The organism is Telluria sp. ZT3P25 (assembly GCF_059685895.1).
Genome location: NZ_JCASIJ010000001.1, coordinates 517191 through 530891 on the forward strand (window position 1 = coordinate 517191; position 13701 = coordinate 530891).

Annotated in this window: 10 protein-coding genes and 1 pseudogene; 5 read left to right on the forward strand and 6 right to left on the reverse strand. The window is 63.3% G+C overall.

The genetic code is table 11. The features are described 5' to 3' along the window. Positions 1 to 4: 4 nt before the first annotated feature. From infB to AC56LY_RS02280, 5 genes and pseudogenes are all read left to right on the forward strand, one after another. Positions 5 to 2866, forward strand: a complete 2862-nt coding sequence (gene infB, locus AC56LY_RS02260) for a translation initiation factor IF-2 (protein WP_499576192.1) — start codon at positions 5 to 7, stop codon at positions 2864 to 2866. A 110-nt stretch (positions 2867 to 2976) separates the two neighbouring features. Continuing rightward, positions 2977 to 3351, forward strand: a pseudogene (gene rbfA / locus AC56LY_RS02265) (30S ribosome-binding factor RbfA); the annotation flags it as partial. A 119-nt stretch (positions 3352 to 3470) separates the two neighbouring features. Next, entirely contained in the window at positions 3471 to 4397 is a 927-nt protein-coding gene (truB, locus tag AC56LY_RS02270) for a tRNA pseudouridine(55) synthase TruB (RefSeq protein ID WP_499576194.1), read from the forward strand. Positions 4398 to 4675: 278 nt separating this feature from the next. Continuing rightward, positions 4676 to 6508, forward strand: coding sequence for a translational GTPase TypA (gene typA, locus AC56LY_RS02275; RefSeq protein WP_482897671.1), 1833 nt, complete (start codon positions 4676 to 4678; stop codon positions 6506 to 6508). A 137-nt stretch (positions 6509 to 6645) separates the two neighbouring features. Next, positions 6646 to 7620 carry an IS1595 family transposase gene (locus tag AC56LY_RS02280; protein ID WP_499576195.1) on the forward strand — a complete coding sequence of 325 codons (975 nt, stop codon included), beginning with the start codon at positions 6646 to 6648 and terminating at the stop codon, positions 7618 to 7620. Positions 7621 to 7660: 40 nt separating this feature from the next. Here AC56LY_RS02280 and AC56LY_RS02285 read toward each other — a convergent pair whose 3' ends face one another. From AC56LY_RS02285 to AC56LY_RS02310, 6 genes are all read right to left on the reverse strand, one after another. Further along, positions 7661 to 8680, reverse strand: a complete 1020-nt coding sequence (locus tag AC56LY_RS02285; RefSeq protein ID WP_499576198.1) for a glycosyltransferase family 2 protein — start codon at positions 8678 to 8680, stop codon at positions 7661 to 7663. A 125-nt stretch (positions 8681 to 8805) separates the two neighbouring features. After that, positions 8806 to 9828 carry a hypothetical protein gene (locus AC56LY_RS02290; RefSeq protein ID WP_499576200.1) on the reverse strand — a complete coding sequence of 341 codons (1023 nt, stop codon included), beginning with the start codon at positions 9826 to 9828 and terminating at the stop codon, positions 8806 to 8808. Beyond that, on the reverse strand, positions 9828 to 10739 hold the full coding sequence (gene flgL / locus AC56LY_RS02295) for a flagellar hook-associated protein FlgL (RefSeq protein ID WP_499576203.1): 912 nt from the start codon (positions 10737 to 10739) through the stop codon (positions 9828 to 9830). Before flgL ends, AC56LY_RS02290 begins: the two co-directional genes overlap by 1 nt. A gap of 10 nt (positions 10740 to 10749) precedes the next feature. Continuing rightward, positions 10750 to 12135, reverse strand: coding sequence for a flagellar hook-associated protein FlgK (gene flgK / locus AC56LY_RS02300; RefSeq protein ID WP_499576206.1), 1386 nt, complete (start codon positions 12133 to 12135; stop codon positions 10750 to 10752). Between the two features lie 98 nt (positions 12136 to 12233). After that, the gene (locus tag AC56LY_RS02305; protein ID WP_499576208.1) at positions 12234 to 12575 is read right to left on the reverse strand and encodes a rod-binding protein; all 342 of its coding nucleotides are present in this window, start codon (positions 12573 to 12575) and stop codon (positions 12234 to 12236) included. Then, positions 12575 to 13693 (reverse strand): flagellar basal body P-ring protein FlgI, encoded by a 1119-nt coding sequence (locus tag AC56LY_RS02310; RefSeq protein ID WP_499576210.1) that lies wholly within the window; start codon positions 13691 to 13693, stop codon positions 12575 to 12577. Before AC56LY_RS02310 ends, AC56LY_RS02305 begins: the two co-directional genes overlap by 1 nt. Between the last annotated feature and the right edge of the window lie 8 nt (positions 13694 to 13701).

Consider the following 13701-nt stretch of genomic DNA (forward strand, 5'->3'; position numbering starts at 1 on the left):
CTGAATGGCGAGTAACAACGTAGCCCAATTTGCCACCGAGCTGAAGATGCCTGCAGACCTGCTGCTGACGCAGCTGCGCTCGGCCGGCGTCGAAAAAAGTTCGACGTCAGATCCGTTGTCGAAAGATGATAAGGACAAGCTGCTGAACCATCTGCGTCGTACCCACGGCGCGAGCGACACCGGTGAAAAGAAAAAGATCACGGTAACGCGCAAGGAAACCAGCGAAATCAAGCAAGCTGATTCGTCGGGCAAATCGCGCACCATCCAGGTTGAAGTCCGCAAGAAGCGCACCTTCGTGCAGCGCGACGACCTGGTCACGACCAAAGCACCTGAAGAGCCAGTCGTCGATGTTGCTGAACAAGCACGTCGCGAAGAGGAAGCAGCGCGCCAGAACGAAGCGATTGCCCGCCAAGAGGCTGATCTGCGCGAGAAGCAAGAGCGCCTGATCAAACTCGAAGCCGAAGAAAAGGCGCAAGCCCAGGCAGCGCAAGAGCAGGCCAAGCGCGATGCGGCTGAACAAGCCAAGCGCGACGCCGCCGAGAAATCGGCTGCTGCTGCCGTGGCTGCCGGTGCTGCCAAGGAAGCTGCTGCCGGCGCGAAAGAAGCCGCTGCCGGTGCTGCTGCTGACGAATCGGCCAAGCGCGCCGCTGAAGAAGTCAAGGCCCGCAATGAAGCGGCAAGCAAGGAAGCGGCCGAACGCGTTGCCGCTACCGAGCGCGCACGCAAGGCCGTGGCTGACGAAGTCGCGCAGATCAAGCTGATGATGAGTCAGCCGCGTCGCGTCATCAAGGCACCTGAGCCAGCACCGAAGCCGGTCGTCGCACCAGCGGCCCCAGCCGGTACGCTGCACAAGCCTGCTGACAAGAAGCCTGGCGAAGTCAAGAAAGACGACGCCAAGAAGCCTGGCGACAAGAAGTCGATCAAGTCGGCCAATGTGTCGTCGACCTGGTCGGACGACGCCAAAAAGCGTGGCGGCCCGAGCGTGAAAACGCGCGGCGGCGCAGGCAGCAGCACCGGTGGCCGCGATGGCTGGCGTGCTGGTGGCGGCCGTGGTGGTCGTCGTGGTCATGATGACCGCGAAACCAACTTCCAGGCGCCAACCGAAGCGATCGTGCGCGATGTGCACGTGCCGGAAACCATCACCGTGGCCGAACTGGCCCACAAGATGGCGATCAAGGCATCGGAAGTCATCAAGCAACTGATGAAGCTGGGCCAGATGTGCACGATGAACCAGGTGCTCGATCAAGAGACCGCGATGATCCTGGTGGAAGAGATGGGCCACAAGGCCTTCGCTGCCGCCGAGGATGATCCAGAGGCACTGCTGGCTGACAACGGTGAGCACGCCGAGTTCGAATCGACCTCGCGCGCACCGGTCGTCACCGTCATGGGTCACGTCGACCATGGTAAGACGTCGCTGCTGGATTACATCCGTCGCGCCAAGGTCGCCTCGGGCGAAGCCGGTGGTATTACCCAGCACATCGGTGCATACCACGTGGATACCCCGCGCGGCATGATCACCTTCCTTGACACCCCGGGTCACGAGGCGTTCACCGCCATGCGTGCGCGTGGTGCCAAGGCGACCGACATCGTCATCCTGGTGGTGGCGGCGGACGACGGCGTGATGCCGCAAACCAAAGAGGCAATTGCTCACGCAAAAGCCGCTGGTGTGCCGCTGGTCGTGGCGATCAACAAGATCGACAAGCCGGGTGCCAACACCGACCGCGTCACGCAAGAGCTGGTCGCTGAAGGCGTCGTGCCTGAAGAATACGGTGGCGAATCGCCGTTCGTGCCAGTGTCGGCAAAAATCGGTACCGGTATCGACGATCTGCTGGAGCAAGTGCTGCTGCAGGCCGAAGTGCTGGAACTGAAAGCACCGACCGAAGCGCCGGCCCGTGGTCTGGTGGTCGAAGCCCGTCTGGACAAGGGCCGTGGCCCGGTGGCAACGATCCTGGTGCAGTCGGGTACCTTAAAGCGCGGCGACGTCGTGCTGGCTGGTTCGTCGTTCGGTCGTGTTCGTGCCATGCTGGACGAAAACGGCAAGGCGATCACCGCTGCCGGTCCATCGATTCCGGTCGAGATCCAGGGCCTGACCGAAGTGCCGACTGCCGGTGAAGAAGTCATGGTCATGGCCGACGAGCGCAAGGCGCGTGAAATCGCCCTGTTCCGTCAAGGTAAGTTCCGTGACGTGAAGCTGGCCAAGCAGCAAGCCGCAAAGCTCGAGAACATGTTCGAGCAACTGGCCGAAGGCGAAATCAAGAACCTGCCGCTGATCGTCAAGACCGACGTGCAGGGTTCGCAAGAGGCACTGGTCGGTTCGCTGCAGAAGCTGTCGACCTCGGAAGTGCGGGTCCAGATCGTGCACGCAGCGGTCGGCGGCATCACCGAGTCGGACGTCAACCTGGCGACCGCGTCGAAGGCAGTCATCATCGGCTTTAACGCCCGTGCCGACGCCCAGGCGCGCAAGCTGGCCGAGTCGAACGGCGTGGACATTCGTTACTACAGCATCATTTACGATGCAATCGACGAAGTCCGTACCGCACTGTCGGGCATGCTGGCGCCAGAAAAGCGCGAGACCATCACCGGTCAGGTCGAGATTCGCCAGGTCATCCTGGTCTCGAAAGTCGGCGCGATTGCCGGTTGCCTGGTCACCGACGGTGTCGTCAAGCGTTCGTCGTCGGTCCGTCTGCTGCGCAACAACATTGTGCTGTGGACTGGCGAGATCGATTCGCTCAAGCGCTTCAAGGACGACGCAAAAGAAGTGCGCGCCGGTCTCGAGTGTGGCCTGTCGCTCAAGGGCCAGAACGAAATCCAGGTCGGCGACGTCCTGGAAGTGTTCGAAGTCACCGAAGTGGCACGTACGCTGTAAGCGACACGTTGGCGTAACATGGGGGCCAGGACGCTTCGCGGCAACGTCGCGAAGGGCCTGGCCCTTTTATTTTGGCTCTCTGATTTTCCAGAAAAAGATGCAGCAACATCATGGCTAAACACAGCAAAAGCATTCCCAAGCGCGGCCTGCGCGTGGCCGACCAGATCCAGAAGGATCTGTCGGAACTCATCGCCTTCGAACTGAAGGACCCTCGCGTCGGCATGGTCACGATCAGCGAAGTGCAACTGACCCCCGACTATGCCCACGCCAAGGTGTATTTCACCCTGCTCAAGGATGGCGTGGAAGAAGTCAAGCAGACGCAGGAAGGCCTGAACAAGGCGTCCGGCTACCTGCGCAATATGCTGGGCAAGCGCCTGCACATCCATACGCTGCCGGCGCTGCACTTCGTGCATGACACATCGACCGTGCGCGGCCTGCAGATGTCGGCCCTGATCGATCAGGCCAATGCAACGCGCTCGAAAGATGACCCGGAATCGAATCCGGTGCCTGAGGTGGACGTCGACCTCGAGCAGGATCAGGACCAGGATCAGGATCAGGATCAGGACAGCGATGCTGGTGACGACGCCGACAAGGCGAACAAAGCGTGAACGGTCGGCCCGCCAAAAAACCGCGCGACCTGGTCAATGGCGTGCTGTTGCTCGACAAGCCGGTGGGCTTCTCGTCGAATGACGCGCTGATCAAGGCCAAGCGCGTGCTCAACGCGAAAAAAGCCGGTCACACCGGTACGCTCGACCCGTTCGCCACCGGTCTATTGCCCCTGTGCTTTGGCGAGGCGACCAAGTTTTCGCAGGATTTGCTGGAGTCGGACAAGACCTATCTGGCCACGGTTCACCTTGGCATCACGACCACCACTGGCGACACCGAAGGCGAGGCCGTCGAGACGAAGCCGGTCGATGTGGCGCTGGACCAGATCGAAACAGCACTGGCGCGCTACCGCGGCCCGATCCTGCAAACGCCGCCGATGTACTCGGCGCTCAAGCGCGACGGCAAGGCGCTGTACGAATACGCGCGCGAAGGCATCGTGCTCGAGCGCGAAGCGCGCCCGGTGACGATCCACGCACTGACGCTGGTTGCGTACGACGCGCCGTTCCTGAAGATCGCCGTGACCTGCAGCAAGGGCACCTATGTGCGCGTGCTTGGCGAAGATATCGGCGCCGCGCTCGGTTGCGGCGCGCACCTGAACGCGCTGCGCCGTACCGAAGTCGGCCCCTTGACGATCGACGGCATGATCACGCTGGACGATCTGCTGGCACACCCGGACCCGTTGTCGCTGCTGCAGCCGGTCGACGCCTTGCTGTCGAGTTTCCCGGCGCTCGAGCTCACGCCCGAACTGGCGCGCCGCTTCCTGCAAGGCCAGCGCCTGGCGCTTGGCAAGGAAGACATCGTCGTGCCCGAACAGCAGGGCAGGGTTCGCATCTATCATGATGGCAGCCTGCTGGGCACCGGCATTCTCGGTGAGTATGCGATCCTGGCGCCCGAGCGCCTGATCTCGACCGCGCCCCAGGATTGATGTCACGCGGCAGTCATAAACGGGCGCTACCCTTGCAGGCAGCGCCCCGTCTGCCCAATGACAGGGCAAGCTCTTGAAATACCTCGCTATTTCCAGCCACCCCGGTTAGAGCGGTACTTTACCTGCTATACTAGTCGGTTTCCGAAATCAGCAAGTGCGCGACAACTTCGCGGCACCATCGCGGCAACATCGTCGCAGTACCGTAGCTGCATCGCGGTACAGCGCAGCAGATACTCGGCAGATCGTACACTTCCGTACAACGCAACTTCTCAGAGACCATGTCAAACACCAAACGCGCGATTCGTAATATCGCAATCATCGCCCACGTTGACCACGGCAAAACCACCCTGGTGGACATGCTGCTGCGTCAATCCGGTACGTTCCGTGAAAATCAGCAGGTGGAAACCCGCGTGATGGACTCGAACGACCTCGAAAAAGAACGCGGCATCACCATTCTGTCGAAGAACTGCGCTGTCGAGTACGAAGGTACCCACATCAATATCGTCGACACCCCAGGCCACGCCGACTTCGGCGGTGAAGTCGAGCGCGTGCTGTCGATGGTTGACTCCGTGCTGCTGCTGGTCGATGCGCAGGAAGGCCCGATGCCACAGACCCGCTTCGTGACCCGCAAGGCACTGGCCCTGGGCCTGAAGCCAATCGTCGTCGTCAACAAGGTCGACCGTCCAGGCGCGCGCGCCGAATGGGCCATCAACCAGACGTTCGAACTGTTCGACAAGCTCGGCGCAACCGACGAGCAGCTGGACTTCCCGGTCGTCTACGCATCGGGCCTGAACGGCTATGCCGGCCTGACCGAAGATGTCCGCGAAGGCGACATGAAGCCGCTGTTCGAAGCGATCCTGCAACACGTGCCAGTCCGTGACGACAATCCGGATGGCCCGCTGCAGATGCAAGTGACCTCGCTCGACTACTCGTCGTACGTCGGCAAGATCGGCATTGGCCGTATCTCGCGCGGCCGCATCAAGGCTGGCCAGGACGTCATCGTCCTGAACGGTCCTGGTTCGACCCCGATCAAGGGCCGCATCAACCAGGTGCTGAACTTCAAGGGCCTGGAGCGCGTGCTGGTCGATGAAGCCGTCGCCGGCGACATCGTCCTGATCAACGGTATCGAAGAAATCGGCATCGGTTCGACCGTCTGCGCACCGGACACCCCGGACGCACTCGAAATGCTGACCGTCGACGAGCCGACGCTGACCATGAACTTCATGGTCAACAACTCGCCACTGGCCGGCCGTGAAGGCAAGTTCGTCACCAGCCGTCAGCTGCGCGAGCGCCTCGACCGCGAACTGAAAGCCAACGTTGCACTGCGCGTTTCGCCAACCGACGACGACACGATTTTCGAAGTGTCGGGCCGCGGCGAACTGCACCTGACGATTCTGCTGGAAAACATGCGTCGCGAAGGCTTCGAGCTGGCAGTGTCGCGTCCACGCGTCGTGTTCAAGATGGTCGATGGCGTGCGCCATGAGCCGTTCGAGAGCCTGTCGGTCGACGTCGAAGAAGCCAACCAGGGCGGCGTGATGGAAGAACTGGGCCGCCGTCGTGGCGACCTGCAGAACATGGAATCGGATGGCAAGGGTCGCGTGCGTCTCGAGTACCTGATCCCGGCACGTGGCCTGATCGGCTTCCAGGGCGAATTCATGACCCTGACCCGCGGCACCGGCCTGATGAGCCACGTGTTCCACGAATACGCACCTGTCGACAACAGCAAGGGCGAAATGGCCGGCCGTCGTAACGGCGTGCTGATCTCGCAGGATGACGGCGCTGCCGTTGCCTACGCAATCTGGAAACTGCAGGACCGCGGCCGCATGTTCGTGTCGCACAACGATCCAGTGTACGAAGGCATGGTCATCGGCATCCACTCGCGCGACAACGATCTGGTCGTGAACCCGATCAAGGGCAAGCAGCTGACCAACGTGCGTTCGTCGGGTACCGACGAAGCGGTGCGCCTGGTGCCACCAATTCAGATGTCGCTGGAATACGCAGTCGAATTCATCGAGGACGACGAACTGGTCGAGATCACCCCGAAGAGCATTCGTCTGCGCAAGCGCTACCTGAAAGAGCACGAGCGCAAGAAAGCCAACCGCGAAGGTTAATTCCTTCGAGTGCAAAAAAACCCGCTGCCTGCAGCGGGTTTTTTTACGTCGGCGCAGTCAGCGTTAAATAGAGCCGAGCTTTGAACTGCTGAGCGGTCCCGTGGTCCAACTCCTGTCCTCAATGACAGGAGCCGGTCATGAAAGCACCTCGTTTCAAGAGCTGGTTCGCCAGACTGCCATCGCTGAACGTGCCGCAGCGCCGGCAAGTGCTCGACGCCCTGCATCCTGCAGCCGGGCTCGACCAGGTAGTAGCACTCATTGCTCAAGCCAGAGGCCCTGGCCGTTGCTGTCCCCGCTGTGGTGACCAACGTTGCCACCGGCACGGGTTCGCCAACGATCTGCAGCGCTATCGCTGCTGCGCCTGTGGCCGCACCTTCAACGACCTGAGCGGCACGCCACTGGCGCGGCTCAGGCTCAAGGGCAAATGGCTCGCCTATTCGCAAGTGCTGCTCGATTCACTGTCCGTGCGCAAGGCGGCAGACCGGGTTGGCGTGCATCGCAACACAGCTTTCCGATGGCGTCACCGCTTCCTCGACTGGGTCAAGCTTGACCGGCCGGCATCCCTGAACGGTATTGTCGAGGCCGATGAGACGTTTCTTCTCGAATCGCAAAAGGGATCGCGCACGCTGGATCGCCCGCCGCGGCGGCGCGGCGGGCATGCCCCCACGCGTGGCATATCGCGGTACCTGGATTGCATCCTGGTTGCGCGCGATCGCAACGGCAACACCATCGATGCCGTCACCGGGCGTGGTGCGCTGACAGCCGCACAACTCGAACGCGACTTGTTGCCCAGGCTCGATCCACAGGCACTGCTGGTCACCGACAGCCATGCTGCCTATCGGGCTTTCGCACGCAAGTTCAGGATTGCCCATGAGGCAGTCAATCTGCGTGCCGGCGTGCGCACCAGGCATGCGGGCGAACGCGCGATTCACGTACAGAACGTGAACGCTTACCACGTGCGTTTCAAGTCCTGGTTACTGGGCTTTCGCGGCGTGGCATCACGCTACCTGCGCAATTATCTGGGTTGGTGCTGGGCCCTGGATGGCGGGCGAGTCAGTTCTGCAGAACAATTGTTCTGCATTGCAGTCAGCGTGATCGATAGACAACGCTGACTGCGCCTTTACGTCTGGTTCACCGCATCGGGCAAGGTGATCAGCGATTCAGCGTATCGCGCAACGCATCGGCCCATGGCTCGTGCGCGAAGGTGTGGTAGCGCCGTGCCAGCAGGGCGCTGGCCACCTTGGCACAGCGCGCTACCGGATTGAGCGGCAACCGGCCGCGCCAGCGAATGAAGTCCACCGCTTCCTGTGCCATGGTGACGTGCGATGGGGCCAGGCCAGCGCACCCGGCCATGTGTGCATGGAGCGTGGCGCGCGCCGACAGAAGGCTGTCGGTGGTGGCTTTCAGCGGACTCGTGCTGCCGATTGCCCACCACAGGTGCCGCAGCTTGGTGAGCCGTCCCAGCCGCTTGACGCCCACCAGGTTGGCGCCATGCTGGCGGTACTGGATGGTTGGCGTGTCGAGCATGACGATGCGGCCCGACGCTGCCGCCATCAGCGCCAGCCAGCCGTCGTGGTAGAACATGGTCTTGGGAGGCAGCGGCTGCACGTGCCGGATCAGGCGGCGCCGGAATGCCGCGGCCGCGCCGGTGACCACATTGCGGCGGCAATACACGCGAAATGCGCTACCGCTGTGGATGTCGCGCCGTTCGGCGCGCGTGATCTCGAGTTCCTCGAACAGCGTCGCCCCGAGCTCGTGCCCGTCGGCGTCGACCAGGATTGCATCGGTATGGGCCAGTTGCACGCTGTCGTCAGCCTCGAATTCGGCGGCGAGCAGCGCGACCTTGTCGGGCATCCAGATGTCGTCCTGATCGGACGCGAACACGATATCCGTTTCGACCAGGCGCATCGCCTGCTCGAAGTTGGCGCTCACGCCAAGCGGTGGATCGTTGTGCACCAGCGTGACGCGCACCGGCGCCTCGTTGGCCCAGGCTTCCAGGTATTCCCAGGTTCCGTCGGTGGAACCGTCATCGGACACGACGATATGAGCGACGGCGCGGGTTTGCGCAAGAATGCTGTGCAGTTGCTGCGGCAGGTATTTCAAACCGTTATGGGTGATCAGCGCGACGCCGCTGGTCAGTGGTGTGCCGCAGACAGTATTTGATGAATCCATGGGCGCCAGTCAATGTCAATTGAAATTGATGATAGCGCGCCTATTAGTCCTGCACAATCGACTGTGGTAATTACAACCATAGATTGCTACTCTGCGTAGTCGCAAGAAATAAATGTTTCCGTCGGTCAGCGAAGACCGAGCAAGGCCTGCACCCGTTCCCGGCTGACGCCCACCAGTGCCGACGTGATGGCCAGCAGCGACTGGTAATCGTGGCTGGTGGCAGTGCCGGAAAAATCCGCAGCCAGCAGCGCCAGTTCGGCTTGTTCCATCTCCGGTTGCGCCGTGCGCGTCATGGCCACGCTCAGGGCGAGCGTGGCAGCGTCCTGCGAGCGGCGCACGCGCGCCAGGGCCTGCACCACGTCGCGCAAGCCCTGGCGCAGGGCATCGGGATTGCCCATCTGCCATTCCTGCGGTGCCAGCGAGGCCGGTAGTGCGATCGTGTCCACGCGGCCACGGCCCGTCACGGCGATGGCGTCCTTGACGCCGTCAAACGCGGCTTCGGGCGTGGTGAAGACGAGCGCGCGGTCCGTGTCGAGCCCGGCGCGAATTCCGACCGGCGCCAGTGTGCGGTCCAGGCGCCGGGCAATGTCTTCCTCGGTCATGCCTGGTTCGAACCTTGCCGCCAGTTGCGGGCCGCCGACGCTGCCGACGGAAAATGCCAGGGTCTGGGGCGCACTCGCCTGCAGGCTGGCGATGTCCAGGCCATCGATGCGAAAGCGCTGCTGCGCGACCCGGTTGCCATCGAAGCCGAGCTCGGCATCGAGCCCGGCACCTCCTTCGCTGCGGCGGGCGTCGAGTGTGTCACCGAGCTGGCGTGCGCGCGATTCGAGCTGGCGCGAGGCGGCGCCGCGCCCGGCCAGGCGCGTGGCGAGGTCGGTCTTGAGCGCTTCGAGCTGCGAGGCGATGCGCGCCAGGTAGTCGAGTGCCTGCTGGGCTTGCGCCACGTCCGTTTGCAGGCTGGCGTGGTGGGCGACGCTGCGGCGCGGTGCACGCGCGGCTGGCGCCGTGACGTCGCTCGTGTCGGCGTGCGGTGCGGACGGCTGGACGGCCAGCGTCCGGGCCGCACTGGCGCGGACGGTGCCACCCGACGTGCTGCTGGCGGGAACAGTGGACGGCGTGATGGTGCGGGTCAGGGCGTCCATGGTCATCAGAGAGCGTCGAACAGCGACAGGTTGCCGATCTTGGCATAGGCCTTGTAGGTTGCCTGCAGGGCCGATGAGTAGCCGCTGAGCTCAGTCGCGGCAAGGCCGACGTCGAGCTGGCCGATGTCGGTAATGGCCATTTTGTTCGACAGACTGATGTTGGCGTGGTTGTCGTCGAGCGTGCGGATGACGTTCTGGCGTCCGCCCAATGTGGCCACCTTGCTCGAGACCAGGCCCTGGGTCGTCTCGAAGCCGTCCAGGTTCGCCGCCAGCACCGCGCGCACGGCAGGATCGTTGGCGCTCGCACCCGGTGCGGACAGCACGCGGATGCTTTCGTCGAGCTGGTTCAGCAGCGACTCCAGGCCCGCCAGGTCCTCGTTGGCAGGCTGGGTCAGGCCGTTGCCTACCGTGACGTTCTGGCTGTTGCTGTTGCCCGCATAGGTGTAGCGCGCGCCCTCTGCTGCGGCCGGATCGAAGACCAGCGGCGCAGTCCGGGTCAGGGTGCCCGAGAACAAATGGTTCCCTTCGTTGTCGACCGTGTTGGCAGTGAAGAACAGGCTGTCGCGCACGGCCTGCAGCGGTGCGAGCATCGCCTTCAGGTCGGCCGGCGCATTGCTGCCGTCCGAGGCCCAGACCAGCAGGTCGCGGCCCTCGGTCATCTCGGTCACCATATTACTGAGGTAGCCTTCCGACTTGGACAGACGCAGCTGCAGGGCGCCGATATTGTCGCGGTACTGCTGGACCGACGATTCCTCGCGTTCCAGTCGCGACAGGCGCACGCTGTCGACCGGGTCGTCCGACGGCAGCAGGATGCGCTTGTTGCTGGCGATCTGCTGCATGATCTGGCTGACCCGCTCCTGGTTGACCTGGAGCGAGGCGTTCATCGTCGATTGGTACTGGGAAGTGGCGATACGCATGATTTTTCCTTTAGCCCATCATCGCGAGCGTGGCGTCGAACATCGAATTGGCAATCGAGATCACCCGCATGTTCGCTTCGTACATCCGCTGCAGTTCCACCAGCTTGACCGCTTCTTCGTCTTCGTTGACGCCGCTGGTCGATTGCCAGTCGTCGATCGATTGCGTGCGTACGGTGTCGGTGGTCTTCAGGGATGCTTTATTGAGTTTGCTGTCGATGGCCAGTTTGCCCAGCAGCTGGGTATCGGCGTCGCTCAGCAGGACGGTGCCGATGCCGGGCAGCGTGACCGGCTGCCCCTTCAGCGCGGCAAGTTGTTGCAGATTGCCGGTGTCGCCCGGCTTGCCGTCACCCGAGAAGGCCAGGTCTTCGGCCTTGAAGCCGGTGATAACCTTAAGGGCATTAGCGCCGCTGCCCGGGGTGTAGACAAACAGCGGGGTGCCGAGCACGGCGGGTCCGCTGGCGGGCGTGCTGTAGCCGAGCGCCAGCTGGGCATTGACGCGCTCGGCAATGGTGCGCCCCAGCGTGTCGATATCGTTTTGCAGCGGCTTGAGGGTCGTGATTTCGTACTGGCTCAGGCCGCCGATCTGGCCCCCCATCTTCGTTGCGTCGAGCGCGAAGGTGGCATTGGCAAACGTGATCGAAAACGCCTGCGGCGCGTCGGCCGTCGCAGCGGCCTGGAGCGTGCCATGCATGCTGCCGATCACCAGTGCCTGACCGCTCTTGAGCGAGACATCGCGGCTGCCATCCGCGTTGGTCGACACTTCCAGCGCCATCCTGGATGCCAGCGCGTCGATGGCATTGTCGCGCGCATCGATCAGGCCGGATGCCGAGACACCGCCGGCCTGGGTTTCCATGATCTGCCGGTTCAGGCTGGCGATCGTGCTGATGTCGCTGTTGGCCGAGTCGACCAGTGCGCTGCGCTGCTGGCGCACCGATGTCAGCTGTGCATTGAAAACATTGTTCATGCCATTGATGCGCTCGCCCATCAGACTGGCGGACGTGAGCACCTGCTGGCGCAGCGGGGTCGAGCCGGGGTCGCCGGCAACGGCGTTGATCGCCCTGAAGAAGGCATCGATGCCGGCCGACAGGCTGGCCGATGCGTCACCCATGACGCTTTCGAGCTGGGTCAGGTAGGGCTGCGACTGCGCGTAGGCGCCTTGCTCCGACGCGGCGCGCCACATGGCCTGGCTCTTGTAGTTGTCCGAAAACCGCATGAGTGAACTCACCTGGACACCGTTGCCGGCCGAACGCCCGCTGGCATCCGGGCCCACCGACGTAAACAGCGCCGTCTGCCGGGTATATCCCTTGGTTTGCAGATTCGCGATGTTCTGGCTGCTGGCCGACAGCGCGATCTGGGCGGCGAGGGCGCCGGAAAGGGCATTGTTGATGATCGTCATGGGTGAGACTCTTTTCGGGACAGGGTTAACCTGATAAGGCGACCAATTATTGCCGTTTGTTAAGCTTTATCGCAGATTGGTGCTGCCGGTGCCGTCGATCAGGTTTTGCCGCCGCTGGCGCCAGGCACCAGCTGGCGCAGGATCGCGTCGGCAATACCGAACGCGCGCTGACCGGCCATATTGCCTGCCAGCAGATCGTCGGCCATGTCCTGCATGTCCTGGTTGACGCGGTTGTTGAAAACGCTGTCCTCGCCCGCCATTTCGCGGGTCGAGGCGCGCATCGTGCGCAGCATGTGACCGATGAAGAAACGCTCGAATTCGACCGCGGCCTTGGTGGCCTTGGCAACATAGGCCGGATCGGCCAACGGTTCGACCGCAGGCGCAACCGGACTGTCTGCGTTGAGTGCGAGGCTCGTGTTGCGAAGTTCGTCGATGCGCATCAGATCACCACCAGTTCGCCTTCGATCGCGCCGGCCTGGTCGAGGGCCTGCAGGATCGCCATGATGTCGTCGGGCGAGGCGCCCAGGCTGTTGACGGTGTCGATGATCGTCTGCAGGCGCGCGCCCGGCGGCCAGCGGAACATCTGGCCTGAACCCTGGTCGACCGACAGCTTCGATTCGGGCGTCACGGCGGTCTGGCCGCGGCTGAGCGGCCCCGGCTGGCTGACGCGCGAACTTTCCGAAATGATCACCTTGAGCGAGCCGTGCGTGACGGCGGCGGCCTTGACCCGCAGGCCGTCGGCGATGACGACGGTGCCGGTGCGCGAATTGAACACGACGCGCGGCACCTCGACGCCCGATTCGACGGTCAGCGCCGTCAGGCGCGCCATGAACGCCACGCGTTCGGTCGGATTGCTGGGCGCGATGACGTCGACGCTGGTGCCATCCTGCGTGGTGGCCACCGGGCCGTAGCGCTTGTTGATCGCATCGACGACATTGGTCGCCGTCTCGAAATGCGGCTGGCGCAGGCGCAGCGTGATTTGCGGGCGGGTGGCAAAGTCGGTGGCGATTTCGCGCTCGATCTGGGCGCCGTTGGGCACGCGGCCCGCGGTCGGGGTATTCACCGTGACCGACGAGCCGCTGCGGCCGGTGGCGTTCAGGCCGCCGACCACGACATTGCCCTGGGCCAGTGCATAGACTTCGTTGTCGGCCGCGCGCAGTTGCGTCAGCAGCAGCGTGCCGCCGCGCAGGCTTTTCGAGTCGCCCAGCGACGAGACGGTGACGTCGATCGTCTGGCCGCGCCGGTAGCCGGGCGGGAAGGTGGCCGAGACCATGACGGCGGCGACGTTCTTGTTCTTGGCGTCTTCGCCCTCGGGCAGACGCACGCCGAACTGCTTGAGCATGTTGACGACCGACTGGCTCGAGTATTTCACCTGGGTCGAGTCGCCGCTGCCGTTCAGGCCCACGACGAGGCCGTAGCCGACCAGCGGGTTGTCGCGCACGCCTTCGACGCTCACGAGGTTGCGCAGGGCCTGGGCGGCATGGGCAGGATGAAAGGACAGCAGGGCGCTCGCGCAGAACGCGGCAAACAGCAATGGCGCAAAGCGGCGCGAAATCATGGGCATCC